The sequence below is a fragment of the Thermus hydrothermalis genome (genome assembly GCF_022760925.1).
GTDB classification, from domain to species: Bacteria; Deinococcota; Deinococci; order Deinococcales; family Thermaceae; genus Thermus; species Thermus hydrothermalis.
Genome location: NZ_JAKTNT010000010.1, coordinates 1 through 25,440, shown reverse-complemented (window position 1 = coordinate 25,440; position 25,440 = coordinate 1). Strand labels below are relative to the sequence as shown.

The window sequence follows — 25,440 nt, the reverse complement described above, 5'->3', positions numbered from 1 at the left end:
AGATAGGCTTTACCCCATGAAACGGCTTCCCCTAACGGCCCTTTTCCTGGCCCTCGGCGCCCTCCTTACCCCCATGCTGGCCCAGAACAAGAACGTGGCCACCCGCATCGGCTTCGTGGACGCAGACGCCCTGGTCCAGGCCCATCCCGACTACAAGAAGGTCCAGGACGTGCAGTCCCAGGCCAAGAAGGAGCTTTCCCCCCTCGAGGAGAAGCTCAAGCCCCTGGACCAGAAGGTGCGCTCCGGGCAGGCCTCGGCCAAGGAGCGCCAGGACTACGACGCCCTCCTCAAGACCTACCAGGACACCCTTAAGAAGTGGCAGGACCGGCAGAACCAGGTCCTGAAGCCCATCCTCGAGGACGTGGACGCCGCCATCGCCAAGGTGGCCAAGGCCCAGGGCTTCGCCGTGGTCATGAGCCGGCAGGTGGCGGCCCAGTCTGGCCTGGTGGTCTACGCCGACGAGGACACGGACCTCACCCAGGCGGTGATCCGGGAACTCAAGCGCTAAAGCCTAGGCCCCTTGCCCCGCCTGGGCCTACTCCCAGGCGGGGTAAGCCTCTTTGGGCAGGCTCCAGCGCACCTCCTCCAAGGCCCCATCAAAGCGGAGGATGGCGGCGAGGCGTTTCCTGGAGTACACCCGGTAGGGCTCCTTCGGGATAAAGGCGGTGACGATGTCCACGTGCCGCGGCTTGGCGTACTCCAGAACCACGTGCAAGGGAAGGCGCAGGCGGGGCGGGAAGACCATGTAGCCCAAAACCAGCATCCGCTGGTCCTCGGGGTAGATGCAAAGCTCCCTGCCCCATTCCAGGGCCCTGAGGATGTCCAGCTCGGTGAACCCCTCCTGGAGCATGTGCTTGGCCACGTGGGGACCCAAGCGGTAGCGCCCTTCCCTAAGGTGGGGGAGGAGGTCCGGAAGGCGGCGAAGCTTCTTCACGTCCACCCCCTTTCTCCCCAGTCTAGGGCTTTCGGTCCAAAAAAGTGTGGCCCTTACCGGTAGGGCCCCAAGGCCGCTGGGTCCCGCACCGCCAGGAAGGCCCCGTAGACCCTCTCCGCCCCCGCCTGGAAAAGGGCCTCCTTGGCCCGGAGGAAAGTGGCCCCGCTCGTGAGGACGTCGTCCACCAAAAGCCAGGCCCCCTCCACCCGAACCCTGGGCGCGAAGAGGCCTGGGGGCAGCTGGGTCCTTCCCCGCCCCCGGGTGGGCTGGCCCGGGGCGTAGCGCACCCGCGCGAGGACCCGCCGGTAGGGAAGGCGGAGGAGGCGGGCGAGTTCCCTGGCCAAAAGCTCGGGCGGGTTATACCCCTTCCGGAGAAGCCGGGTCAGGAGGGTGGGCACCGCCGTCACCCCCGAAAGCGCCCAGCCCTGGGCCAGGATGCCTTCCGCCAAGGGGCGGGCAAGGAGGGGGGCTAGGCCAGACCGGCCCCCGTACTTCAGGGCTCGGGCGAGCCCCCCCACCCGGCCGTAGAGCCCCAGGTAGACGCTCTCCCCCTGGACCCAGGCCCGAAGCCCCTCCCGGCAGGCGGCGCAGAGGAGAGGCTCGTCCAGCCTGCCGCCGCAACCCGGGCAGGTGTGGCCCAAAAGGGCTTCAAGAAAGGCCCAGGGCATGGCGAAGGGCCTCGTCAAAGGGCGGGTAGAGCACGCCCTTTTCCGTGACGATCCCCGTGAGGTAGCGGTGGGGGGTGATGTCAAAGGCGGGGTGGTAGGCGGGAAAGCCCTCGGGGGCGAGGCGCACCCCCTTGAGCGCCAACACCTCCTCCGGGGAGCGCTCCTCAATGGGGATGCCCTCCCCGCTCGCCAGGGTGGGGTCCACGGAGGAAAGGGGCAGGGCGGCGTAGAAGGGGATCCCGTGGTGGTGGGCCAGCACCGCCAGGGTGTAGGTGCCGATCTTGTTGGCGAAGTCCCCGTTTAAGGCCATGCGGTCCACCCCCACGATGACAGCGTCCACCAAGCCCCGTTGCATGAGGAAGCCCGCCATGTTGTCGGCGATGAGGGTGGCGGGAACCCCGGCCTTCATGAGCTCAAAGGCGGTGAGCCGGGCCCCTTGCAGGTAGGGCCTGGTTTCGTCCACCCACACGTGGCTGACCCGCCCCTGGCGGTGGGCCTCGAGGATCGCCCCCAGGGCCGTGCCGTACCCCCCGGTGGCCAGGGGCCCCGTGTTGCAGTGGGTGAGGACCTGGCCCCTTAGGACCTTGGCCCCGTGCTGGCCAATGGCCCTCTCCGTCTCCTCCACCTCCCGCCAGAGGGCCTTGGCCTCCCTTAGGCTCCCCTCCAGGTCCCCCCAGTGGGGCCGCAGGCGGTCCAGGGCGTGGAAGAGGTTCACCGCCGTGGGGCGGCTTTGGCGGAGGAGGGCGTCCGCCTCCTTTGGGTCTTCCCCCCGAAGGTGGGCGAGGACCATGCCGAAGGCCGCCGAAACCCCGATGGCGGGGGCTCCCCGCACCACCATGGCCCGGATGGCCTCCGCCATCTCCCTTGCGGTGCGCACGGGCACCCAGACCTCCTCGAGGGGAAGCCGCCTCTGGTCCAAAAGCCAGAAGACCCCTTCCCCCTCGTCAAAACGGAAAGGCAAAAGACGCTCCACGCCCTAAGCCTAAAGGAGGCGGAGGACCTTGTCGTCCCCCGGGCGCACCCGGCCCCGGCCGTCCCGGTTGGAGGTGGTGACGTAAAGGGCCCCATCGGGCCCCACCTGCACCTCCCGCAGGCGGCCGAAGCCGGAAAGGGCCGTTTCCACCCCCGCCACCCGCCAAGCCCCCTTGCCCCCCGCAAGGGCGAGGCGCAAAAGGGCCTCCCCCCGAAGCCCCGCCAAATAGAGCGCCCCCCGCCAAAAGGCCAGGTTTCCCGGGGGGAAGCCCTGGGGGAAGAAGTGGAGGGGGTCCTGGTAGCGGGCGTCTCCCAGGCGGCCCACCCCCCTGGGCCAGCCGTAGTTGCCCCCGGGGAGGATGAGGTTCACCTCGTCGTGGCCGAAGCCTTGCTCCCCGCTCGGGCCGTGCTCGCTGGAGAAGAGCTCCCCCGTTTCCGGGTGCCAGGCGAGGCCCTGGGGATTGCGGTGGCCCAGGCTATAGATCTCGGGCCGGGCCCCCCGCCTCCCCCAAAAGGGGTTCCCCGGGGCGGGCTCGCCCTCCGGGGTGATCCGCAGGATCTTGCCCCCCAAGGAGGCCAGGTCCTGGGCCATCTCCCGCTCGTACACCTCCCCGGTGGTCACGTAGAGCATCCCATCGGGGCCGAAGGCGATGCGCCCGCCCGAGTGGAGGCCGTGGGAACGGGCGGGGATGCCGTCCAAGATGACCCGATCCAAAACCCCCCTATCCCCCTCGTGCCGGAGGCGCACCACCTGGTTGCGAAGCCCTCCCTCCTCCACCGTGCGGTAGGCGTAGACGTAGGGCGCCTGGGGAAAGCGGGGGTGGAGGGCGAGGCCCAAAAGCCCCGACTCCCCCCGGTGGTACACGGGAAGCTCGGCGTACAGGCCCACCCTCCCTCCCCGCACCAGCCGGATTCGCCCCGGCCGCTCGGAGACCAGGAACCCCCCTCCGGGCAAAAAGGCGAGGGCCCAGGGGACCTCCAACCCCTCCGCCACCACCTCCACCCGAAGACCCTGCCCCCGGGCCAGGGCCAAGGCGGCAAGGGCCGCTAGGAAACGCCTCCTCGTCATCCTCTTCCCCCTTTCGGGAAGAGGCTACCCTAGGAAGGACTACGCCTTCGGGTCCAAGATTACCTTCACCCCTTGGCCCGAGGCCAAAAGCTGGAAGGCCTCCCGGTAGCGGCTCAGGGGCAGGCGGTGGGTGATGAGGGGGGTGAGGTCCACCCGGCCCGAGTAGACCAAGGCTGTCCCCTGCATCCAGGTCTGCCAAAGCCGCCTGCCGGCGATGCCGTAGGCGGTAATCCCCCGCATGACGAGCTCCCCCGCCAGGTCAAAGCGGATGGGGTCGGAGGGGATGCCGAGGATCCGGGCCTCGCCCCCCGGGATGAGGGCCTTTAGGCCCTGGTGGATGGCGCTTTCGTTGCCGGAAAACTCCAAGAGGACCTCCACCCCGCTTACCGTCACCTGCCGGACCACCACCAAGAGGTCCTCCTCCAAGGGGTTGATGAGCCGGTCGGCGTAGGGCTTGGCGAAGGCCAGGCGGTAGGGGTTGGGGTCGGAGACCAAAATGGGCCCCGCCCCGCTCGCCCGGGCCACCATGGCCGCCATGAGGCCGATGGGGCCAGCCCCGGTGATGAGGACGCTCTTGCCCGAAACCCCGCTCCCGGCGTACACCGTGTGCACGGCGTTGCCGAAAGGCTCCAGGATGGCCCCCACCGCAAAGGGGAGGTCTTTGGGGTTGACCCAGGCGTTTTCCGCCGGCACCACCACGTACTCGGCGAACCCCCCGTCCCGGTCCACCCCCAGGATCTCTGTGTTCAGGCAGACGTGGTAGTTGCCCGTGCGGCAGGCGGGGCAGGCGTGGCAGACGATGTGGCTTTCCACGCTCACGTGGTCCCCCACCTGGGGGCGCTTGACCCCGGGACCCACCCGCTCCACCACCCCGCTGAACTCGTGCCCGGTGATGAGGGGAGGGCGGACCCTGCCCCGGGACCAGGCGTCCCACTTCCAGATGTGGAGGTCGGTGCCGCAGATGCTCGCCGCCTCCACCCGCACCAGGATCTCCCCAGGCCCCGGCTCGGGCACGGGGCGTTCCACCAGGGTTAGGCCCTCCTCGGGGGTCAGCTTGGCCAAAGCGCGCATACCGGGGCCATGCTACCACCGGTAAAGGGCGCCCACACTAAAGCGTACGCTTTCCCCGCTTTCCATCCCCAGAGAAAGGCCCAAGGAAGGCGTCAGCTCATACCCTATCTGGAGGGCCACGGTTTGGTAAGTGCCCTCCCCCACCGGGAACTGCGAACTCAAGGAAAAGGTCAACCTGTCCTGCCGGTATTGGGCAAACAGGCTTTGCGTTCCCCGGAGGTCCACCTCGTACCCCAAAAACAGGTTGGGCGTCACGTATTTGCCCACGGAAAAGCGGGTGTCCTCAAGCTCCCCTCCTTGGAAAAGGGGCGCACGGATCTGAAACTGGTCTACCCCCAAGACCCGTGCAAGTTCCCGCTCCAACTGGCCCACCAACAAACTTTCCAACGCAGCACTTAAAACGGCTTGGGGCAAGGCATCCAAAACCTGGCCAAGATCCTTGGTGCCCAGGATCAGGAGCGAGTACGCCTCTAACTCGGTCAACTCCGGTTCCGTGGTCAACTTGGGGTCCAAACGGAGCTTGACCCGGCCATTCTCGCGGAAAAAACTGCCCTCCGCTTGGAGGTGCAGGGTATAGCCGCGCGCCTCGCCCGTGGCCTGAAGGGTGAACTCGGGTAGGATGCCGCGGCTAGGGCTAAACCGGATCGTGCTACCCTCAGGCACCACGTTGAAAAGAACGTCCCACAGGCGAAAACTTCCCCTTAGCGGGTGGGCTTCCCCGGAAAGGTATGGGTCCTGGTAAGACCCGCCCAAGTACAGCTCCCCACCCACCTCACCTTGGACCAAGCTTTCTTGGATCAGAACCCCCCTCTCGGCATAAAGACGCACATTCTCAAACACCAGGGGTAGAGGCTCAGAAGGCACCGTTTTCTGGGGCTCTTTGGGCTCGTTTTCGGCATCCGATGCAAAGGCCAAGCGAGCGCGCACCACTTCGGCGTTGGCCGTCAAGTGGTAGTTTCCTCGTTCTTGGTATAGAAAAAAGCTCTTCACGTCCAAAAGCCCTTCCTGCAGGTAGAGACGAGGATAGCTCAAGTTCAATCGGCCATAGCCCGCAAACCGCAAGGGAAAGAGGGTTCCCTGGGCCTCTAGCCCTCCTAGGCGAACCTCCACCAGGCCTGTGGGGTAGCGAAAGACCACCTCTGCCGGGGTGGCCTCTTTGAGGCCCGGAAGGGAAACCTCCCCCTTGGCGCTCACCCGGAAGTCCTCCAACTGGCCCTCGAGGCCAAGCCTGGCCCGCCCGGGGAAGGGGGCCGTTAGGGTGAGTTCCCCTTCCGCCTTAGCCCCCCCGTTCAGGGAAAGGAGCCCTTGGGGCAGGTACCCCGCCACCGGGCCAAGGCGGAAGCGGAAGTCCTGGAACCCCGCCTGGAAGCTATCCCCTTGGAGCCGCAAGGCGAGGCTTCCCGAGCCCTCGGGCCGGTAGGGCTTCAAGGCGGGCACCACCTGCAGGACCGGGGTGAAGACCGTGTCCTTCAGGTTCAGGTAAAGGTCGCTTCCCTCTGGGCTCCAGTACCCCCCGCCCTCCCAGACGCCCCGGCCCGCCAGGCGGAGGGCGTCCACCCAGACCCTTCCCCCCTCGAGGCGGAAAGCCGCCTGGCCCTTAAGCTCATCCCCCCCGCCCCGGAAGACCAGGCTTTCCCCCACCAAGACCCCCTCCCCCCGCCAGGGGTCGGCGAGGGGAAGGCGCAGGCGCACCGCCCCCGTCCAGTAGGCCTCCCCCTCCAAAGGCCCCGCCACCGCAGCGAGGAGGAGGTGGAGGGGGAAGCCCCGGGGGCTTGCCCTAAGGTCCAGCCTCCCGCCCTCCAAGGCCACCCGGAAGGGGGTTTCCCCCAGGCGCCCTTCCCCGGCGAAGCCCGTCCCTTGGAGGCGCCCCTTAAGGCTTAGGGAAAGCCGCTTCCCCGCCACCGCCACCTCGCCGGACACCGCCCCTTCCGCCTTGCCCCCCCTCAGGGCGAGGCCGCCCGAAACCCGCCCCTTCAGGTAAGGGGCGTACCGGCCCACGAAGTCCTCCAGGGCGGCCTCCTTCAGGGTGAGGTCCAAGGCCAAGGGGAGAAGGGTCCCCTTGGCCTCCACACGGCCCACGCCCCCCGCCAACACCCCCTCCACCCCGTACCCCTCCCCGTACACCCGGCCCTGGAAGCGGCTTTCCAAGGGGGGAAGGGGGAGGTCCACCCTGAGCTCCCCTTCCGGCGGGTAGGCGAGGCTTCCCTCCAGGTAGGGCCCCTGGGCGGTGAGGCGGGCGGTGAGGAGGCGCCCCTCCAGGCTCACCCTCTCCTCCCCGGCTCGGTAGTCCAGGCGGTAGGCCCCGTCCAGGCCCACCTCCCCCTCCAGGCGCCCCGCCCCCGCCGCCCACCAGGCCCATGCGGGGTGCTCCCCCGCCACGGACACCTTCTCCCCCTCCCCCCCAAGCCGCAGGGCGAAGCCCCGGAGGTTCAGGCCCAGGCTCCCCGCAACCCGCCCCCCCTGGTAGACCAAAGCCCCTTCCCCTTCCGGGCTCGTGAGGGCGAGGGAAAGGGCCCTCAGGTCCAGCCGCCCCTCCAGGGGCAGGCCGAGCCCCGGCACCCGGTAGGCGAGCCGGACCCCTTCCCCTTCCCCCCGGGCCTCGAGGCCTCCCGGGAGGAGGCCCTCTAAGAAAAGCGCCTCCCCCGAGGCCTCCCGGGCCAGGAGGTCCAGGCGCAAGGCCCCAAGGGCGAGCCTGGGCCAGGCGAAGGCCACCTCCTCCCCCAGGACCACCCCCCGTAGCCGGGGAAGCCCTTCCCCTTCCAGGGAAAGCCGCCCTTCCCGGAAAGCCACCTCCCCCCGCCAGGCCCCGTCCCAAGCCACCTCCCCCTCCAGGTCCCCCTTCAGGGCGAGGCGCAAGGCCCCTTCCCCGTACTCCCCTTCCGCCCGCGCCTCCCGGCCAAAGGCGGCGAGGCGGAGGCTTAGGGCCACCCGCCGCCAGGGGCCCTTCACCTCCCCCGAAAGGCGCAAGGGCCCGTAGGCGAAGCCGGAAAGGGCAAGGGCTACCCCCTCTGGCCCCACCTCCCCCTCCACCCCCCTCCCGGAAAGGGCCACCCTGAAGCCGGGTAGCCCCTCCAGGCCTAGGCCCACCTCCCCGTAGGCGTACCGCCCCACAAGCCACTTCCCGGGGTAGGTCCCCTCGGCCCAAAGCTCCCCAAGCCCCCTGGGCAGGGGCCCCTCGTAGCGGTAGGCCAGGCGGAAGGGGAAGAGGTCTAGCCTCCCCCTTAGGGGAAGCCCCTCCCCCACCAGGTCAAAGCCCCCTTCCCGCCCCAGGAAGCGCGCCCCGCCGTAGGGGCTTTCCGCCACCCCTTCCCCGGACCAGGCCCCCAGGTAGCCCTCCTCCGCCCGGTAGCGGTAGGCCCCCCGGAAGGCGAACCCCCGGTAGGCCAGGTCCAGGGCGAGGGCGGCCTCGAGGCCCGGGCACGCCCCCAAGGGCCTGGGCAGGCAGAAGGTACCCTCCCCTTCTCCCCCCAAAGCCCCCTCGCCCTTTAGGGCAAACCGCCCCGCCTTTAGGTCCACCTCGGCCAAAAGGGCCCCGTCGGAAAGGGGGTAACGGGCCTGGAGAAGCCCCGAAAGCGCCTTCCCGTACCGGGCCTCCCCCACCACCTTTGGCCCCTGGAAGCGGAGGGAAAGCCCCTCCGCTCCATACGCCCCCTCAAAGCGCTCCCCGTAAGCCTCCCCCTGGAACTCCGCCCGCAAGGGGGAAAGCCAGGCCCGCCCCGCCACCGCCCCCTCCGGCCTTTCCAGGCGGAAGGCCAAAGGCCCTTGCCAGGGGCCCTCCCCCTTGGCCTCGAGCCGGGCGGGAAGGCCAAAGGGGGTGAGGTCCAGGTCGGCCCAGAGGGAAAGCCTCTCCTCTTCTAGGCGAAGCCGTAAGTCGGGCGCCTCCGAAACCAGGCGAAGTCCCGCCAGGGAAAACCCCTCCTGGGCGAAGCGGAAGGGAAGGCTCGCCCCTTCCCCCTGCAAGGCCCCTTCCCCCTCCAGGGAGAAACGGGGCAACTCCCCCCAAAAGCCCGCCTCGGCCCGAAGCTTGGCCTTGCCCGCCTCGAGGGCGTACGTGGCCTTCCCGGAAAGGGCTAGGCCCCTTAGCTCCCCCTGGGCCAGGAGGCTTCCCGGAAGCCCTTCCCCCTCCACGAGGAAGCGCAAGGGGCCCTCCCCTTTGGCGGTGAGCCTTAGCCCCTGGCCCCTTGCAAAGAGCGCCCCCTGGTACCCCGCCTCCCCATAGGCCAGATCCGCCTCCAAGGCAAAGCCCATGACCTCGCCCTTTCCCCGCAAGGAGAAGGCAAGCCCCCCGTCATAGGCCGCCTCCAGGGCCAAGGGGGCTTGCCAAAGGGCCTCCACCCTCCCCCCTTCCCCCGAAAGCCAGAAAGGGCCCTCCTGGACCAGGTACTGGAGGCTCTTAAGCCGCCCCTCCCCCCGGTAGCGGGCGCCCTCCCAGGTGAGGGCCACCTCCCCTTGGGCGTAGGGAGAGGCGTGGCGCAAAACCCCTTCCCCCTTAAGCCCCAAAAGGTCCAGGGTGGCCTCTAAGGCCGTCTCCCCCAAGGCCTCCTCCCGGTAAACCCCCTGCACCCTTAAGGCCCCAAAGGGCCCCGAGAGGCTTAGGACGAGGCCCGGGTAGCGGAAGGCCGCCTCCACCCCTTTTAGGTCCAGCCTCCCCCCGCCCGCCAAGGCCCCAAGGCCCCTCAGCTCTCCCTCCCTAGGCCGCCAACCGAGGCCTAGCTCCCGCTTGGGAAGCCAAAGGCGAACCTCCCCCCCCCGGTAGGCCAGGGCCAGGGGCTCCCCCCCGTAGGAAAGGGCCGCCTCCGCCTCGCCCCGCCCGTCCAGGCCCACCGCCCCTTCCGCCCGCCCGCTCAAGGCCACCCCCAAGGCCCCCGCCAAGGGAGCCACCTCCTCCAGGCGGAAGCGCACCTCGTCCCCCTCCAGGGCCACCTCCCCCCCGGCGTAGCGCAAGGCAAGGGCAAAGGCCTTCCCGTACCCGCCCTGGAAGGCGAAGGGAAGCCCCCCAAACCGCCCCTCCCCCTCCCAGGCCAAGGAAAGCCCCTCCCCCTGGAACTGCCCCGCCACCTCCCCCTCCCGGCCCAGGGCCCGGAAGGGAAGAGCGAAGCTTCCCCGGTAGGAAAGCCCCTCCCCCTCAAGGCGCACGGGGCCCTCCAGGGCGTAGCGCAAGAGCCCTTCCCGCCACACCCGCCCCCGGAAGGGCAAGGGGTCCAGGTAGGGGAGCCGGGCCTCCCCGGAAACCTCCAGGGCCAAGGCCTCCCAAGGACCCTCCCCCGAGGCCTTCCCCAAGACCTCCACCCCGCCCTGGCGGTAGCGGGCCGCCAGGGCGAGGCGGTAGCCTTCGGGGGAAACCTCCCCCTCTCCCTCCAGGTAGGGCCCGAGGAAGCGCACCCGGGCCCGAAGCATCTCTTCCCCTTGGAGAAGGGCCTCCCCGTAGGGGCTTTCCAGGCGAAGCCTTCCCCCCCGGCTTCCCCAGGTCCCCGTGGCCTTCAGGGGGAGGCCCCAAGGGGAAAGGTCCAAGCCTTCCGCCTGGAGGAGGAGGCGAAGCCCCTCCCCCTGGACCCTAAGCCCCGGGCCCCTCCCCCAAAGCCGGAAATCCGCCCCCCGCCCCGAGAGGCTTAAGGTAAGCCCTCCCTTGGGGAAGAAGGTCTCCCCCCGGTAGGCGAGGGCCAGGAGGTCCACCCTCCCCGAAAGCCTCCCCTCCCCCAGGAAGGGCACCTCCCCCTGGCCCTGGAGGCGGAGCCCTTTCCAGGGGCCTTCCCCCGCCACCTCCCCGTAGGGGGTAACGAGGCGCACCCTGCCCCCCTCGAGGTCCCCCTGGGCCCAAAGCCGCCCCTCCACGCCCCGGTAAAGGAAGGGGAGGTCCAGGCGGAAGGGGTACCGGCCCCGAAGCCCCACCTCCCCCACCCCCGCCACCCGGAAGGCCTCCCGGTCCAGGGTGAAGGGAAGGGGCGGAAGGCGAAGCCCCTCGGGCAAGGGTGGAAGGAGCCTGCCCGCAACGTGAAGGCCAGGGTAGACCTCCCCTTCCCCCTCCACGTACCCCCTAAGGCGCAGGGCAAGCCGCTTCCCCTCCCCAAGAAGCCTCCCCTCCACCCCGTAGGCCCGTACCTCGGCGTAGCCCCTAAAGCCCCCCTGGTAGGCCAGGTCCGCCCGCAGGGCCAAGGGCCCCAAGGCGGCCTCCCCCTCGAGGCTCAGGGCCTCCTTGTAGGCCAGGGTGAGCCCCCCGGCCCTGAGCCTAAGGCCCGGCCCGGGGTCGTAAGCCCCGGCGAAGGGAAGCTCCCCGAGGGGCGTCTTAAGCCTTCCCGAAAGCTCCGCCCCCAGACGGCGAAGGGTGGCGGCGGCCTCCAGGTAGCGCCCCTCCGCCCGAAGCCTCCCGGAAAGGGCCCCCTCCCGGTACGCCGCCTCCCCCCAAAGCCGCACCTCGTCCAGGGCCCGCACGGGAAGACCCCATAGGCGCAAGGAGAAAACCCCCTTCCGGTACGCCCCTTCCCCGTAGGGGCTAAAGAAGCGGAAGCCCGAGGCCTCCTGCGCCACCCCAAGGGGAAAGGCGGCGTAGGGGGAGGCGTAGCGGAGGGTGGCGGAAAGCCGGCCCCGCTGGAGGCGGCCTTCCCCCTCGATGCCCCCCACCGCCAAAGGGGTAGGGGCGAGGGCCAGGAAAAGGTCGTCCCAGGTTCCCGAAAGGGCCAAAGGCCCAAGCCGCCCGGAAACCCTCGCCCCCTCCCCCCGCACCTCCCCGGAGAGGTCCAGGGGAGCGAAGAGGGGAAGCGCCACCCCTGGGCTTCGCACCCCCACCCGGTAGCGGCTCCCCTCCAGGGCGAAGGCCACCTCCGCCCTTCCCTCTAGGGGCCTCGGCCAGGCCGCCACCCCACCCCCCCGCAGCCGCCCCCCCTCCCCCGCAAGGGCAAGCCGGCTCCCCAGGGCATCGGCGTAGGTGGCCCGGTACCTGTTCCCCTCAAGGGCGAAGCCCAGGCGGTAGGTGCGGTCAAAAAGCCGCCCCTCCGCCTCCACCTCCAGGGAGAAAAGCCGGTCAAACCCAAGCCGCCCCCAGTGGCGGAAGGGCTCCCCCAAGAACCGCCCTTCCCCCTGGAAGCCGCCCGTGAGCTTGAGCTCCGCCCAGCCCTCCCCCTCGAGGCGCAAGCGCCCCTCCCCTTCCACGGGCAGGGAAAGACCAAAGTGCCGCGCCAAGGCAGGAAGCTTGGGCCTACCCTCCAGCCGGAAGCGGTAGCGCTCCCCCTTCAGGTCCACTTCCGCTTCCGCCTCCAAGGGCCCCTCGAGGCCCACCCCCCTAAGGCGCGCCTCCACCTGGTCCTCCCGGAGATGGATGGGGCCTGCCACCCGGGTGAGGGTGAAGCCCACGAGCTCCACCACCCCGCCCTCCACCTGGGCCTCCCCCGCCATGCCCCTAGGGCCAAGCCGGAAAAGCCCCGAAAGCCTCCCCCCCTTAAGCCCCGGGTAGAAGAAGGAAAGCCCCGAAACCTCGCCCCCAAAGCGCACCTCCCAGGCGGAAAGGTCCGGGGCAAGGGCCCTCGCCTCCCCCTGGAAGCTCCCCCCGGGAAGCCTCGCCAGGAAGCGGTAGGGGTTTTCCCCCGTGAGGGTGAGGCGCAAGGGGGGAAGGAAAAGCCTTTTTCCTTGGGGGAACTCCACCTCGGCGTCCTCCAGGACGAGGCTTCGGAGGACCACCTTGAGGGCCGGCGGCGGGCCCGGCTGCTCGGGGATGAGAGTCTCCCAGGTGGGCTTTAGGCGGGCCCCCTGGAGGCGGAGGCTTAGGGGAAGCTCCCGGCGCAAGAGCCCCAGGAGGTCGTAGCGGAGGCCCACCTCCTCCGCCTCCAGAGAAAGCCCCTCCCCCTGAAGCCTCACCCCCCACAGGGTGAGGCCCAGGAGGAGGTGCCCCCGCACCCCCCCCACCTCCCCCTGGAAGCCCCCCAGGGCCAGGCCCCGCTCCACCGCCCCCTTGAGGAGGGGGGGCCAGGCGAGGAGGGCCAAGAGGGAGAGAAACCCCAGGAGAAGGAGGAGAAGCCCCCGCCGCATCTCCTTAAGCATAGGGAAGGGAGATGAAAGCGGCATGGCAGGCCCCGTAAAATGCCCTCATGCCGCGCCTGGTGGCCTTGGTGAAGGGAAGGGTGCAAGGGGGGTGGGGTACAGGGCCTTCGCTCAGAAGAAGGCCTTGGAGCTAGGCCTTTCCGGCTATGCGGAAAACCTGCCGGATGGCCGGGTGGAGGTGGTGGCGGAAGGCCCGGAGGAGGAGCTTCGGGCCTTTCTCCACCACCTCAAGCAGGGCCCCCGCCTCGCCCGGGTGGACGAGGTGGAGGTGCAGTGGGCCGAGGCGACCGGGCTAAAGGGCTTTCACGTGTACTGAGCCCAGGCCTGGGGCCTGGCCCCGGCCCGAAGGAGCGCCTCGGCCAAGGCCGCCCTGAGCTCGGGAAGCCCCGTGCCCTTCAGGGCGGAAACCGGCACCCCCCCAAGCCGCTCCTGGAGGTAGTAGACGTCGTACGGGGCCGCCCGGTCCGCCTTGGAAAGGGCGAGGACCCGCGGGGCCTCCACCCCAAGCTCCTCGAGGAGGGCCTCCACCACCCGGTACCGCTCCAAGCCCCCTTCCTCGGAAGCGTCCAGGACGTGGACCAAGAGGTCCGCCTCCCGCACCTCCTCGAGGGTGGCCCGGAAGGCCGTGAGGAGCTCCTCCGGCATCTTCCGGATGAAGCCCACGGTGTCCGTGAAGAGCACCTCCCCCACCCCGGGCAGAAAGCCCCGCCGGGTGAGGGGCCTTAGGGTGGCGAAGAGCTTGTCCTCCCCCGGCTCCCCGCCCCGGGCCAGGGCCTGGAGGAGGGTGGTCTTCCCGGCGTTGGTGTAGCCCACCACGGCGATGAGGGGCACGCCCCGGCGCTTCCTTTGCCGCCTCGCCTCCTCCCGCCTTTTGGCGTACTCCTCCAGCTTGCGGCTCAGGTGGGCGATCCTTTCCTGGAGCCGCCTCCGGTCCACCTCCAGCTTGGTCTCCCCGGGGCCCCGGGTGCCGATCCCGCCGCCAAGGCGGCTCAGCTCCTTCCCCTTCCCCACCAGGCGGGGGAGGAGGTACTTGAGCTGGGCCAGCTCCACCTGGGCCTGGGCCTCGGGGGTCTTGGCGTGGAGGGCGAAGATGTCCAGGATGAGCTGGGTGCGGTCCAGGACCTTAAGGCCCGTGGCCTTTTCTATCTCCCGGGCCTGGGCGGGGGAAAGCTCCAGGCCGAAGATCAGGGTGGAGGCGTTCTCGTGGTAGGCGAGGCTTTTGAGCTCCTCCAGCTTGCCAAGCCCCACCAGGTAGCGCGGGTCCAGGGCCTTGCGGTAGACCAGGACCTTCTTCACCGGCACGCCCCCAGCGGTGCGGGTGAGTTCGGCGAGCTCCCTTAGGCCCGCCTCCGCCTCGGGGCCTTCCCCCAGGTCCACCCCCACCAGGATGGCCCGCTCCCCGCTTCCGTCCTGGAGTTCCCGCACCCGGGCCTGGCGGGCGAGCTCCTCCTCCAGGGCCTCCACCTCCTTGCGGTGGTCCAACTCCAGGTATTGGAAGTAGGGCTTAGGGGGCAGGATGCGCCAGTCCTCCTCCAGGGCCTTGGGCGGGGAGAGGAAGGCCAGGTGGAGCGTGGTGGGCCTCCCCTCCGCCACCTCGAGGGCGGCCATGCTGTCCAGCCGGTTGAGGAAGAGCACGGAAAGGTCGGGCCGGGAAAGCCCCCCGGGGGAAAGGTGGGTGTGGAGGAGGCGGAAGCCGGAAAGCCTGCGCTCCGCCCTCGCCCCCTCGGGGATGGGAAGCTCCTTGGCGTCCCCCACCCCCACCCGCACCACCCGGCCCTCCCGGTCCAGAAGGAGGCTTAGGGGGCGGCCCACCTCCGCCGAGAGGAGGGCCAAGGCCTGGGCGAGTTCGGGGGTGATGACCCGCTCCGGGGGCACCCGGCGGCGGTACAGGTTGGAAAGCTTCTTAAGCTCGCTCTTCTTGAGCCCTTCCGTCCTACCAAAGATCTTCTCCAATGCCCCTTTAGTATAGCAAAACCTGGCCGTTTGGGCGTAGAGTAGGGCCCGTGCGCCCGCTTTGGCTCGCCTTCCTCCTCCTCCCCGCCCTCGCCCAAGGGGACTACGCCTGGATCGTGGTCCTGGGGGCAGCCCAGTACGGGGGAAGACCCTCCCCCGCCCTGGAGCGGCGCCTTCAGGCCGCCCTCTCCCTCTACCAAAAGGGCCTTGCCCCCCGGATCGCCGTGGCCGGGGGGAAAGCCCCGGGGGACCGGTGGAGCGAGGGGGAGGTGGGCTGCCGCTACCTAAAGGCCAGGGGGGTGCCCGAGGAGGCCCTCCTCTGCGAAACGCAAAGCCAAAACACCTACGAGAACCTCCTCTTCCTTAAGCCTTACCTAAGGGGCCCCGTCCTCCTGGTCACCGACGCCCCCCACCTCCCCCGGGCCCTCTTCCTGGCCCGGCTCCTGGGGATACCGGCCCAGGGCCACCCCGTGCCCGGCCCCTACCCCTTGGGCTACTGGGTACGGGAAGCCCTCTACCGCCTTTGGCTCTACCTGGGCCTAAGGCCCCTTCCCGGCGGGCTTAAGCCTCCCCTTCCAGCCGCCGCAAGGACTCCAGATACCCTTCCAAAAGCCCCTTGAACTGGGCGAGGAAAAGGGCCTTCTCCCGCCTAGCTTGCTCAATCTCTCCACGGATGCGCCTAAGCTCCTCCGCCGCCTCCCTTAGGACCTGCTCCTTGGCCGCCTGGGCCTCCTTCTTGATGAGCTCGGCCTCCCGTTCCGCCTGGGCCTTGAGCTCGCGGGCGATCTTCTCCGCCGCCACCACCGCCCGCCTCAGCTCCCCTTCCGCCTCCTTGAGCCGGGCAGCTTCCTCCTCCAGGGCCCGCACCCGCTCCTTGAGGGCCTCGTTCTCCTGGATGAGGGCCTCCATCACCTCCGCCACCCGGGCCAGGTAGCCCCGCACCGCCTCCTTCTGGTAGCCGCGAAGGCTCGTGGGGAACTCCTGGTAGCGCACGTCCAAAGGGGTTAGGTCCATGTGTCCCTAGTCTACAAAAAGGGCCCGCCCGATCCGCACCAGGGTGGCCCCCTCCTCCACCGCCCAGACGTAATCGTCCGACATGCCCATGGAGCGCTCGGGAAGGCCGAAGCGGTCGGCGAGCTGGGAAAGCCTTTTGAAGATGGGGCGGACCACCCTTTCGGGGCCTATGGGGGGCACGGTCATGAGGCCCAGGGGCTCCAGGTGCTCCATCTCCCGCACCCGGGCGAGGAGCTCGGGAAGCTCCTCCTCCAAAACCCCGTGTTTCTGCGGCTCCCGGCCCAGGTTCACCTCCACCAGGACCTTAAGCCGCTTCCCCTCCTTGGCCCCCACCCCCTCCAGGGCCTCCGCCAGGCGCAAGGAGTCCAGGGAGTGGACGAGGGCAAACCGGGGGGCGAACTTGGCCTTGTTGCGCTGGAGGTGGCCGATGAGGTGCCACTCCGCCTCGAGGACCTCCATCTTCCTCAGGGCCTCCTGCACCCGGCTTTCCCCCAAGGGGAAGTCCCCGTAGCGGAGGACCTTGTCCCGGATCTCCTCCGGGGTGCGCCCCTTGGTCACCGCCACCAGGCGCACCTCCCCTGGGCTTCGCCCCGCCCTTTGGCAGGCTTCGGCGATGCGCTCCAAAACCTCGGGAAGCCCCATTAAAGCGCCGCCAAAATGCCCCGCACATAGCGGCGGAAAACGGGCCCCGTTTCCGCCGCCACCCTTAAGACCTCCTCCTCCGTGGCGTGGTGCTCCCGCTCGGGCACGGCCATGTCCGTGATGGTGGAAAGCCCCAAGACCCTGGCCCCCAGGTGCCTCAGGGCGATCACCTCGGGCACCGTGGACATACCGATGGCGTCCGCCCCGAGCTCCCGGAGCATCCTAAGCTCCGCCCGGCTGGCGAAGCTCGGCCCCATGAACCAGGCATAGACCCCCTCGTAGAGGTGGAGGTCCTGCTTGCGGGCCACCCGGCGGGCGAGGTCTATCAGCCCGGGGTCGTAGGCCTCAAACATCACCGGGAAACGGGGGCCTAAGCGCTCGTCGTTCGGGCCCCTTAGCGGGTTTGCCCCGGCGAAGTTGATGTAGTCCAGGTGGAGCATAATCCCCCCGGCGCGGAAGCGGGGGTTAAGCCCCCCGGCGGCGGAGGTGAGGAGGAAGGTCTTGGCCCCGAGGAAAAAGCCCACCCGCACGGGGAAGACCACCTCGCTGGCGCCATACCCCTCGTAGTAGTGGACCCGGCCCTGGTAGACCAGCACCCGCTTGCCCTCGAGGTGCCCCAGAACAAGCCGCCCGGCGTGGCCGGGGGCGGTGGAAAGGGGGAAGTGGGGGATCTCCCCGTAGGGGATCTCCGCCACCTTCTCCACCTCCTCCGCCAAGGGCCCAAGCCCCGAGCCCAACACCACCCCCACCTCGGGGGTGAAGTCCGTCTTGGACCGGATGTAGCGAACCGCCTCCTGGATTTCCTCGTAGACGCCCATCCCCGCCATTTTACTCTCACCGCCCCTTCACCGCTTTCCGGTATGCTTTCCGCCATGAAGCGCCTCCTTACCCTAGCCTTCTTAGGCCTTCTGGCCCTGGCTGCCCCCCTAAAGGACGTGGTGGTGGAAGGGGGAGACCCCGTCCTCCAGGCCCTGGCCCGGGCCGCCCTGCCCTTTGGCGTGGGGGACGAGCCGGGGGATCTGGAAGCGGCCAGAAAAGCCATCCTGGCCACGGGCTACTTCCGGGACGTGTCGGTGCGCCTCGAGGGGGACGTCCTCAAGGTCGTCCTCACCCCCTACCCCCCCATCGCCGAGGTCAAGGTGGAGGGAAAGGCCTTCCCCCAAGAAACCCTCCTCCGCTTCCTGGAGGAGAACTTCGCCATCGGCAAGGAAGCCATCTACAACCCCTTGCGGGCCCAGGAGGCGGCCCAGGCCCTGGCGGAGGCCTACCGGCAAAACGGCTTCCCCTTCACCCCCAAGGTGGCGGTGGAAACCAAGGAACAAGGGAGCGGCATCCTCCTCACCTTCCGGGTGGAGGAAACCCCCGAGGTGAAGGAGGTGCGCCTGGAAGGGGTTTCCCTCCTGCCCGAGGCCGATCTCCTCAAGCTCCTGGAACCCCTCAAGGGCCCCTTTGACTTCGCCAAGTACCAGGAGGCCCTAAGGGGTATCGCCGGGCGCTACGAGCGGGCAGGCTACCGCTTTAGCGGCCCCGACCTTCAGGAAAGCCGCCTGGAAAACGGCGTCCTCAGCGTGCGGGTGCGGGAACTGAAGGTGGTACGGGTGGAAGGGGAGGACCTGGACCTCTCCGGCTTTCCCCTAAAGCCCGGGGACTACCTGAACTATAGCGCCCTCCTGGAAGGGGTGCAGGCCCTCTCCAAGGGGCTTTCCCGGGTGGTGAACTTCAGCCTGGTGCCGGAAGGGGAAGGGGTGGTGGTCAAGCTCCAGGTGGGGCCCGAAGGGGGCGTGATCCAGCGGGTGGCGCTTAGCGGCAACACCGCCTTCCCCACGGAAACCCTCCTCGGCCTCCTCCGCCTCAAGCCCGGGGAGGTCTACACCCCCGCCCTGGCCCAGGAGGACGCCCGGCGCATCGCCAGCTTCTACCAGGAAAAGGGCTACGAGGTGGCGGACGTGCGCTACCGCTTCCAGGAGGGCACCTTCCAGCTGGAGGTGGTGGAGCTCAAGATCGGGGGGTACCGCCTGGAGTGGCAGGGGGGCCACCGCACCCAGGAGGAGGTGATCCTGAGGGAGCTTCCCAAGCCGGGAAGCCTCTTCTCCGTACAAGCCCTCCGCCAAGGCATTGCCCGCCTCATGGCCACGGGGCTCCTCGCCGAGCCTCCCACCGTACGCCTCTCCCCTGGGGAGAAGGAGGATGAAATCACCGTGGTCCTTGGCCTCAAGGAGGCCCGCACCGGACTTTTCCAGCCCGCCATCGGCTGGAGCTCCTTAGAGGGCTGGTCGGGAAGCCTGACCTTCAAGGAAATCAACCTGTTCGGCCTAGCCCACCAGGCGGCGGTGGAGCTCTCTTGGATCCAGAACGATGCCAGGGATAACCTATCCTTCTCGGCTAGCTACACCATCCCCTGGCTTTACCTGGACGCAGGGGACCTCAAAGAGGTGCGCACCTCCCTCTCCCTAAGTGCCTACTCCGTCCCCGTAGGCAACAACATCCTCTACGATGGCAGTACGGATACGGGATGGCAGTACACGGAAAGGCGAAGCGGCTTCGGGTTAAGCGTTGCTCGGCCCTTCTCCAAAGATCTACCCAACCTCCGGGTTTCTTTAGGTATTGCCGCCCAAAGGCTTAGGTACGCCTTGGAGGTCTACGATGGAAAGGCCCCCTGTAACCCATCTGCCGGCCCTTCCGACCCTGCCTATTGCGACGGCACCGGATACAAGAACGTCAACCTCGCCCAAAGCCTCCTGCCCACACCCGCTTGGAACCTCCGCCTGGACACAGGCCTTGCCTATATCCTGGTGGATAACCCCCGCTTCCGCACCCAAGGGTACGAGCTAAACCTCTCCACAGGCGTCGGCCTCTCTTTCCCGGATACCGGAGGCCGGCAAGCCTACGTGCCCTTGGTGGCCACGGGGAAAACCTACTTCCCCCTTTCGGAAGACCGGCGCCACGCCCTGGCCCTCCGCCTCTCGGCGGGCACGCTGTTGGGTTCTCCTCCCCAAAGCGAACGCTTCTACCTTTCCGGAGCTGGAGCTGAAGCCTTCCTCCTCAGGGGATACGACGAGCGCAAGTATAGCGGCCTGTCCTTCACCACAGGCTCGGTGGAATACCGCTACGACTTCAACCTCGCGCCCCAAGGAGGAACGAACCTCTACGGCATCGTCTTTGCCGATGCGGGCCTCACCGACAACACCCAGGGCCTAAAGTGGGGAGCGGGCATCGGCCTGCAACTGGATTTGGATGTTTTTGGCGTTCTGCTCCCCTCCTTGCGGCTGGACTACGCCTTCAGCCCGGAGAAGCCCACGGGCATCCTGCACTTCCGCATCGGGCCCATGTTCTAACCTGTTCTTGAGGCCCATGAAGGCGTACCTGGGTCTATACACGGCGCGGCTGGAAACCCCCGCCCGGAGCCTCAAGGAGAAGCGGGCCCTCATCAAGCCGGCCCTGGAAAGGCTCAAGGCCCGCTTCCCCGTTTCCGCCGCCAGGCTTTATGGCCTGGACGCCTGGGGGTTTGAGGTAGTGGGCTTTAGCGTCCTGGGCAACGACCCCGCCTGGGTGGAGGAAACCCTAAGGGAAGCCGCCCGCTTCCTGGCGCAAAACGGGGGCTTCCAGGTGGCCTTGGAGGAGTACCGCCTCGAGGCCTTTGAGCTGGACGGCCTCCTCTAGACCATCTCCAGGGCGAAGGCCACGGACCCCCCGGTGCCGTGGCAGATGGCGGCAAGCCCCCGCTCCTCCCCCTTCACCCGCAGGGCGTTCAGGAGGGTGACCAGGATCCTGGCCCCGCTCGCCCCGATGGGGTGGCCCAGGGCCACCGCCCCCCCAAAGACGTTGAGCCGCTCGTAGGGCACCTTAAGGAGGCGGCTAAAGAGGACGTTATTCAGGGCGAAGGCCTCGTTGTTCTCAAAGAGGCCGAAGTCCTCCACCCGCATCCCAAGCCGGTCCAAAAGGCGCTTGGCCGCCGGGACAGGGGCCTCGGGGAAGCGCCAAGGCTCCCCGGCGACCCAGGCCCCCCCCAGGATGCGGGCCAGGGGCTTTAGGCCGTGGGCCTTCACCGCCTCCTCCGAGGCGAGGAGCAGGGCCGCCGCCCCGTCGGAGATCTGGCTGCTATTCCCGGCGGTGAGGACCCCGTCCTTCTTGAAGGCGGGCTTTAGGGCGGCCAGGGACTCCAGGGTGGTTTCGGGCCGGATGCCCTCGTCCTTGTCCACCACCACCTTCCCCTTTTTCCCGGGGAGCTCCATGGGGGCGATCTCCCAGGCGAAAAAGCCCTTCTCCGTGGCCTCGGCGGCCCGCTTGTGGGAGAGGTAGGCGGCCTCGTCTATCTCCTCCCGGCGCACCCCGTAGTCCTGGGCGAGCCTTTCCGCCTGCTCTCCCATGGCCTCGCCGGTGAAGGGGTCGGAAAGCCCGTCCCGGAGGAGGATGTCCTGGAGGCTTTCCGGCGAACCCAGGAGGAACTTGTACCCCCACCTCGCCCGGTGGGAGAGGTAAAACCCCGCCTGGCTCATGGACTCCATCCCCCCGGCCAGGGCCAGGCGGGCCTCCCCCGTGCGCAGGAACTGGAAGGCGTTCAAGGTGGCCATCATCCCCGAGGCGCAGACCATGTCCACCTGGTAGCCGTCCACCTCCTTGGGGATGCCCGCCCTCAGGGCCGCCTGCCTGGGGAGAAGCTGCCCGTGCCCCGCCCTGAGCACGTTGCCGAAGACGTAGAGGTCCAGCTCCTTCCCCTCCACCCCGGCCCGCTCCAGGGCCGCCCGCATGGCGTGGGCCCCGAGCTCCACCGGGCTTACGTCCTTGAGCGCTCCCCCGAACTTGCCGATGGGGGTGCGGGCTGCGGAAACGATGTAGACCGGTTGCATGGGGTCATCATACCATCCCGATGGAACCACTTGGGCTATATTGGTTCCATGAAAAATTTCAGCTCCATAAAATGCCGAGGGCTCACCCTCCTGGAGCTCCTGGTGGTCTTGGCCCTTCTGGGCCTCCTCTTGGGCCTAGGAGGGGCTTGGTGGTTCCGGGAAAGGGAAGGCCTCCTGCTCGCCGAGCTGCGGTCTTTCCTGGAAAGGGGGCGAACGGAGGCCATCCGGCGGGGAGAGATGGTGGCGGTGGTGGCGGAGGGAGACGGGCTGCTTGCCTGCCTAGACCTGGACCGAAACGGGACCTGCCAAGGAAACCCGCTTCTCGCCCGCTTCCGGCCAGGCTTGGGGGCAAGGGTAGAGCTCCACACGGGTTTCCAACCCGGCCTCCGCTTCAACGCCCTAGGCCGGCCCCACACTGGGGTGCGGGTAGCCCTGTGGATGGGTTCCCAACGTGTCCTTCTCTGCGTGTCCATAGGGGGGAGGGTGCGGGAAACCCCAAACGCCAGTTGCTGACCTCCCTTTTGGGGGATACCCCAAAGGGCTAGACCAGAAGAAACTAAGGGCGATACGGGGGCTCACGCTTTTGAAACTTCTTGCGGTCATGGGAATTTTGACCGTCCTGGGATCGCTCGTCTACCCCGTTCTTTACGCTCCCTACCGGCTTCGTGCCACTTTGGCTGAAGGCCGGACCGCCATCCAGCAAGGCCGCACGGAGGCGATCTGCCGCGGGGAGACCCTAAGCTTCAAGGCGTCAAACGGGGCTTGGGAGCTTGAGCAAGGTGAAATCATACTGCGGAGATGGGTTCTTCCCCAAGGCATGGAAGCCTTAGGCGAACTCCAGGTCAATGCCCTGGAAGGGTCAATGGATGGACAGGTCCAAAACCTCCGGCATTACGTGGGGCAGCGCCAAGCATCCCTCTGCCTAAGACCAGGGGGAAGGGTTTGGGAGGTGATGGGCGGTGGGTGTTAAAGGGCTCTCCCTTTTGGAGGTCCTCTTGGCCGTGGTCCTGTTGTCCATGGTAAGCCTCGCCTTCCTCGGCCTGCAGGTCACCAGCCTCAGGGCTTCCCAAAGCGGTCGGCTGACCCAGGCCCTGGTGCGCGAGGCGGAAAACCTCCTGGCAAGCATGCGGGCCAACCCGGGAAACATAGAGGCCCTCTGCCGGGATACCCTCTCCCTGACCACGGCCACCGCCCGGTGCACCTACACCCCCTGCGCCGCTAAGGCGGACGGCACCCTGGAATGCCCGGCCACCGGAACAGCCCACGCTTTCCGGGTGGTCCTCGAGGTCCCCAAGGACTCCCCCCGCCTGACCCTGGAAACGGTGGTCTATCGGCCATGAGGCGCGCCTTTACCCTCCTGGAAGTCCTCCTAAGCCTTGCCATCCTGGGCCTCCTCCTCAGCGCGATGCTTGCCACCACCCAGAGCACCCTGCGGCTTGAGCGCACCCAGCGGGCCCTGGCCCTACTGAGCGAGGAGCTTTCCCTCACCGCTATGGTCCTCGCCCGGGAAGCCTCCCTGGCGGGCTACCGCCTGGAAACGGGCACACCCCTCGTCCTCTCCGGTAGCCTCCTCCTCCGCTTCCTCTGCGACGACGGCATGGAGATCTATTGCTCCAGCGAGAGCATGGGCAAGGTCCGCACCGTGGGGTACGCGTTTCGGGATGGGACCCTTTACTGGGGAACCTGCACCGGCGAGGCCTGCGCCCCCACCCTCAACCAGCCCGTGATGGACGGGGTGGAGGCCTTCCGGCTGGCCTACCGTTCGGGAGGAAGCTGGGCGAGCGGGAACCTTAGCGTCACCCTTTCCCAAGGGGGAGCGAACCCCAAGGTGGAAGCCCTAGCTCTCTACCTGGCCGCCCGCTCCCCCTGGCGCACGGGGGCAAGGCCCTTCACCCCGGGAAGCCAAGTGGACTGGGAGAAGGCTCCCGGCCTAGGCCGGGATCTACTCCTCTCCGGCTATAGCCCTCCCCAGGACGGCCACCCCCGGGCGGAGCGGCTCGTGGTGGTAGCCATGCCCAACCTGGTGCGTTGAAGGAGGTACGTATGCGCAAAGGGATTGCCCTGGTCAGTGTCCTTTCCGCCATGACCGTGGTCCTCCTCCTCTCCTTGGCCGTGAGCCTGTGGGCCGAGGCCAACCTGCGGACGGGTAGCCACCTGGCCCAAAAAGCCGTGGCCCGGGAGCGGGCGGAAGCCGGGATTGACCACGCCTTGGCCCACCTGGCAGCCCAAGGAGCACCCACGGGCACGGTCCAGCTCAGGGGCCCAGGCTACACCGCCACCCTTACCGCCGAAGGGAACGGGCAGTACCGGGTGGAAAGCACGGGCACCCAGGGCATGGCCCGGCACCAGGCCGTGGCCCTCTTGGGCCTCCAGGCGGTGCCCGCCCAAAGGACCCACCCCCTCTTCGGCCAAGGCTGGATCACCGGGGGTCACATCACCATCAACGGCGGGGTGGACCTCCGGAACGCCCGGCTCCACGCCGACCTGGGGTACGCCAACCTCACGGGGCAAGTCCGGGTGTGCGACGAAAACGGGGCGAACTGCCGTAACGTTAGCGAACTCAGCCCTCCCCCCATCACGGGCGGGGCCAGGGTAGGGAACCCGCAGTGCAACGCCTCGGGGAACAACCGGAGCGTGTGCCAGGGCAACGCGCCCAAGTACCAGGTCTGCCCCGTCTACCAAACCCCCGGCGACCCCGACCTGGTGTGCACGGATGCGGTCACGGGGCGTCAGGTGCGTTGGCGGGAGGCTTACCGCATCAGCCCTCCCGACGTGGACAACCTGGCCCAGACCGCCCTAGGGGTGAGGGCCTCGAGTCCCTACCCGGACGCCGTGGCAGGAGGACGGTGCGACGTGACCTTCTCCAGCCTGGATCCCGGAAGGAGCGATGAACTCACCTCTTTCCTTGATGCCCGAGGCCACACCAACCTTCCCACGGACGTGAACGCTCTCCTGGGCCTCGTCCTGAACGCCCTAAACGGCTCTAATCTGCGCGTGTGCGTGCAGGGCAACGTAGCCCTTCCAGGCGGCACCTCGTTAAGCGGGGTCACCTTCTACGTGGGAGGCACCTTCCAGGTGAACGGAAGCGCCACCCTGCAAGGGGTCAAGGTGGCAGCAGGAAGCGGGGTAAATCTCGGGGACGTCCAAGCCACGGACAGCAAGTTTTACTCTGGAGGCTACGTCAACCTAAACGCAAACGCCCTCTTCCGTGGGAACAGCACCCTAGCAGCCCGCCAAAGCATCACCTTTAACGGCGGAGCTAATCTGCTAAACGACCACGCCCTCGCTATCGTGAGCGAGGGGGACATCACCTTCAACGGACGGGCCGATACCCATGCTTTTATGTGGGCAAGGGGCCAGATCACCTTTAACGGCACAGGGGCCTTCATCGGGGGTGCCGTTAGCATGGGTGGTGCCACCCGCAACGGCGGAGGACAGTTCTACATCCAAAGCTCCAGCGCCCAGAACACCGACCTCCCCCAGGTTGAAACCCACGGCAACCCCAGGCCCCGGGTCCTTTACCGCCGCTAGCTTTCACACCCCTTTCACACCCCCCTGCCACCCTAAAGGTGTCCCCCCCAAAAGGGGGAGTTGACAAAAGGAGGAAAGCTCCCTAAGAATGGGGTGCGAAAGGAGGTGAAAGGAGGGTTAAAGGTACAAGGAAAAAGGTTAGAGAGATGGTCCGGTAAGAAGGCTTTTCGGCAACAGGCACTCATGGCCGCGCGATAGATGAAAGCGCGGAAATCTTGGAGGAGAAAGAAGTATGCGGAACGCTAAAGGCTTCACCTTGATTGAGCTCCTGATCGTCATCGCTATCATCGGCATCCTGGCAGCGGTGCTTATCCCCAACCTGCTCCAGGCACGGCGGGCGGCCAACGACCGGGCAGCCCAAGCCCACGCGCAAAACGTCTACAAGGCTGCGTACGCGTTTATCGCCGAGGATTCTAGCCGCACGGTAGCCGACATTACCGACACCGACTGTAAGGCTGGTGGCTTCCAAGCAGGCCAGTACAGCGTGCCTGACCCGGGTGCCGCAGTACAAAGCTGCACCGTAGCCGGGAGTGGTACCGAGCCTACGGTGACTGTAGTAAGCTCCAACGGCACCACGTTCAACGTACCGTAATCGTCCCAACTTGGGGCCCCTTACATAGGGGCCCCAAGGCTTTTTCCTTTTTGCAGGCCATAGAATAACCCAAGTTGCTACCCAGCCATCTTCTGGGTCAGGAGACTGATGTTATG

20 protein-coding genes and 1 pseudogene are annotated in these 25,440 nt (G+C 68.0%); 10 read left to right on the top strand and 11 right to left on the bottom strand.

The annotated features are described in order from the left end of the window. The first annotated feature begins 16 nt into the window (after nucleotides 1–16). Nucleotides 17–508, top strand: coding sequence for an OmpH family outer membrane protein (locus tag L0C60_RS07535; protein WP_234505657.1), 492 nt, complete (start codon nucleotides 17–19; stop codon nucleotides 506–508). A 27-nt stretch (nucleotides 509–535) separates the two neighbouring features. Here the strand turns inward: L0C60_RS07535 and L0C60_RS07530 are convergent, their stop codons facing one another. Genes L0C60_RS07530 through L0C60_RS07505 form a run of 6 tightly spaced genes read right to left on the bottom strand, consistent with a single transcriptional unit; the run spans nucleotide 536 to nucleotide 12,733 of the window. Beyond that, nucleotides 536–934, bottom strand: coding sequence for a DUF4258 domain-containing protein (locus L0C60_RS07530; RefSeq protein WP_039456264.1), 399 nt, complete (start codon nucleotides 932–934; stop codon nucleotides 536–538). A gap of 53 nt (nucleotides 935–987) precedes the next feature. Further along, nucleotides 988–1,602: a ComF family protein gene (locus L0C60_RS07525; protein WP_234505653.1), complete on the bottom strand. Its 615-nt coding sequence runs from the start codon at nucleotides 1,600–1,602 to the stop codon at nucleotides 988–990. Further along, nucleotides 1,583–2,575: an S-methyl-5-thioribose-1-phosphate isomerase gene (mtnA, locus tag L0C60_RS07520; protein WP_243092641.1), complete on the bottom strand. Its 993-nt coding sequence runs from the start codon at nucleotides 2,573–2,575 to the stop codon at nucleotides 1,583–1,585. Before mtnA ends, L0C60_RS07525 begins: the two co-directional genes overlap by 20 nt. A 9-nt stretch (nucleotides 2,576–2,584) precedes the next feature. Continuing rightward, nucleotides 2,585–3,643 carry a PQQ-dependent sugar dehydrogenase gene (locus L0C60_RS07515; protein ID WP_234505648.1) on the bottom strand — a complete coding sequence of 353 codons (1,059 nt, stop codon included), beginning with the start codon at nucleotides 3,641–3,643 and terminating at the stop codon, nucleotides 2,585–2,587. 39 nt (nucleotides 3,644–3,682) lie between these two features. Then, the gene (tdh, locus tag L0C60_RS07510; RefSeq protein ID WP_243092640.1) at nucleotides 3,683–4,714 is read right to left on the bottom strand and encodes an L-threonine 3-dehydrogenase; all 1,032 of its coding nucleotides are present in this window, start codon (nucleotides 4,712–4,714) and stop codon (nucleotides 3,683–3,685) included. 12 nt (nucleotides 4,715–4,726) lie between these two features. Then, a complete protein-coding gene (locus L0C60_RS07505) occupies nucleotides 4,727–12,733 on the bottom strand; it encodes a translocation/assembly module TamB domain-containing protein (protein WP_243092639.1) in 8,007 nt (2,668 codons plus the stop codon). Between the two features lie 59 nt (nucleotides 12,734–12,792). Between L0C60_RS07505 and L0C60_RS07500 the strand changes: the two are divergent. Further along, nucleotides 12,793–13,061 (top strand): annotated as a pseudogene (locus tag L0C60_RS07500) (acylphosphatase). Here the strand turns inward: L0C60_RS07500 and hflX are convergent. Continuing rightward, a complete protein-coding gene (gene hflX, locus L0C60_RS07495) occupies nucleotides 13,049–14,698 on the bottom strand; it encodes a GTPase HflX (RefSeq protein WP_234505642.1) in 1,650 nt (549 codons plus the stop codon). The pseudogene L0C60_RS07500 and the gene hflX sit on opposite strands and share 13 nt — an antisense overlap. A gap of 50 nt (nucleotides 14,699–14,748) precedes the next feature. Here hflX and L0C60_RS07490 point away from each other — a divergent pair, with 50 nt between their 5' ends. Next, nucleotides 14,749–15,318 carry a YdcF family protein gene (locus L0C60_RS07490; protein ID WP_234505639.1) on the top strand — a complete coding sequence of 190 codons (570 nt, stop codon included), beginning with the start codon at nucleotides 14,749–14,751 and terminating at the stop codon, nucleotides 15,316–15,318. On the opposite strand, the gene L0C60_RS07485 is transcribed toward L0C60_RS07490, so the two are convergent. The 3 genes from L0C60_RS07485 to L0C60_RS07475 are packed head-to-tail and all read right to left on the bottom strand — an operon-like array spanning nucleotide 15,260 to nucleotide 17,181. Continuing rightward, nucleotides 15,260–15,712, bottom strand: a complete 453-nt coding sequence (locus L0C60_RS07485; protein WP_234505636.1) for a DivIVA domain-containing protein — start codon at nucleotides 15,710–15,712, stop codon at nucleotides 15,260–15,262. The genes L0C60_RS07490 and L0C60_RS07485 overlap by 59 nt on opposite strands. 6 nt (nucleotides 15,713–15,718) lie before the next feature. Next, complete coding sequence (locus tag L0C60_RS07480; protein WP_234505633.1) at nucleotides 15,719–16,354, bottom strand: YggS family pyridoxal phosphate-dependent enzyme; 636 nt, start codon at nucleotides 16,352–16,354, stop codon at nucleotides 15,719–15,721. Continuing rightward, the gene (locus L0C60_RS07475) at nucleotides 16,354–17,181 is read right to left on the bottom strand and encodes a purine-nucleoside phosphorylase (RefSeq protein ID WP_234505631.1); all 828 of its coding nucleotides are present in this window, start codon (nucleotides 17,179–17,181) and stop codon (nucleotides 16,354–16,356) included. Before L0C60_RS07475 ends, L0C60_RS07480 begins: the two co-directional genes overlap by 1 nt. 45 nt (nucleotides 17,182–17,226) lie before the next feature. Here L0C60_RS07475 and L0C60_RS07470 point away from each other — a divergent pair, with 45 nt between their 5' ends. Both L0C60_RS07470 and L0C60_RS07465 read left to right on the top strand, forming a co-directional pair. Beyond that, entirely contained in the window at nucleotides 17,227–19,689 is a 2,463-nt protein-coding gene (locus L0C60_RS07470) for a BamA/OMP85 family outer membrane protein (protein WP_234505628.1), read from the top strand. 16 nt (nucleotides 19,690–19,705) lie between these two features. Continuing rightward, nucleotides 19,706–20,014 carry a DUF503 domain-containing protein gene (locus tag L0C60_RS07465; RefSeq protein WP_234505625.1) on the top strand — a complete coding sequence of 103 codons (309 nt, stop codon included), beginning with the start codon at nucleotides 19,706–19,708 and terminating at the stop codon, nucleotides 20,012–20,014. On the opposite strand, the gene L0C60_RS07460 is transcribed toward L0C60_RS07465, so the two are convergent. Further along, nucleotides 20,011–21,201, bottom strand: a complete 1,191-nt coding sequence (locus tag L0C60_RS07460; RefSeq protein ID WP_234505622.1) for a thiolase family protein — start codon at nucleotides 21,199–21,201, stop codon at nucleotides 20,011–20,013. The genes L0C60_RS07465 and L0C60_RS07460 overlap by 4 nt on opposite strands. Nucleotides 21,202–21,249: 48 nt before the next feature. On the opposite strand from L0C60_RS07460, the gene L0C60_RS07455 reads away from it, so the two are divergent. From L0C60_RS07455 to L0C60_RS07435, 5 genes are all read left to right on the top strand, one after another. Continuing rightward, entirely contained in the window at nucleotides 21,250–21,714 is a 465-nt protein-coding gene (locus tag L0C60_RS07455) for a GspH/FimT family protein (RefSeq protein WP_234505619.1), read from the top strand. A gap of 446 nt (nucleotides 21,715–22,160) precedes the next feature. Further along, nucleotides 22,161–22,541, top strand: a complete 381-nt coding sequence (locus L0C60_RS07450; protein WP_234505616.1) for a PilV family protein — start codon at nucleotides 22,161–22,163, stop codon at nucleotides 22,539–22,541. Further along, nucleotides 22,538–23,233: a prepilin-type N-terminal cleavage/methylation domain-containing protein gene (locus tag L0C60_RS07445; protein WP_234505613.1), complete on the top strand. Its 696-nt coding sequence runs from the start codon at nucleotides 22,538–22,540 to the stop codon at nucleotides 23,231–23,233. Before L0C60_RS07450 ends, L0C60_RS07445 begins: the two co-directional genes overlap by 4 nt. Nucleotides 23,234–23,244: 11 nt before the next feature. Continuing rightward, nucleotides 23,245–24,732 carry a hypothetical protein gene (locus tag L0C60_RS07440; protein ID WP_234505610.1) on the top strand — a complete coding sequence of 496 codons (1,488 nt, stop codon included), beginning with the start codon at nucleotides 23,245–23,247 and terminating at the stop codon, nucleotides 24,730–24,732. 232 nt (nucleotides 24,733–24,964) lie between these two features. After that, a complete protein-coding gene (locus tag L0C60_RS07435; RefSeq protein WP_243092638.1) occupies nucleotides 24,965–25,324 on the top strand; it encodes a prepilin-type N-terminal cleavage/methylation domain-containing protein in 360 nt (119 codons plus the stop codon). Nucleotides 25,325–25,440: the final 116 nt, after the last annotated feature.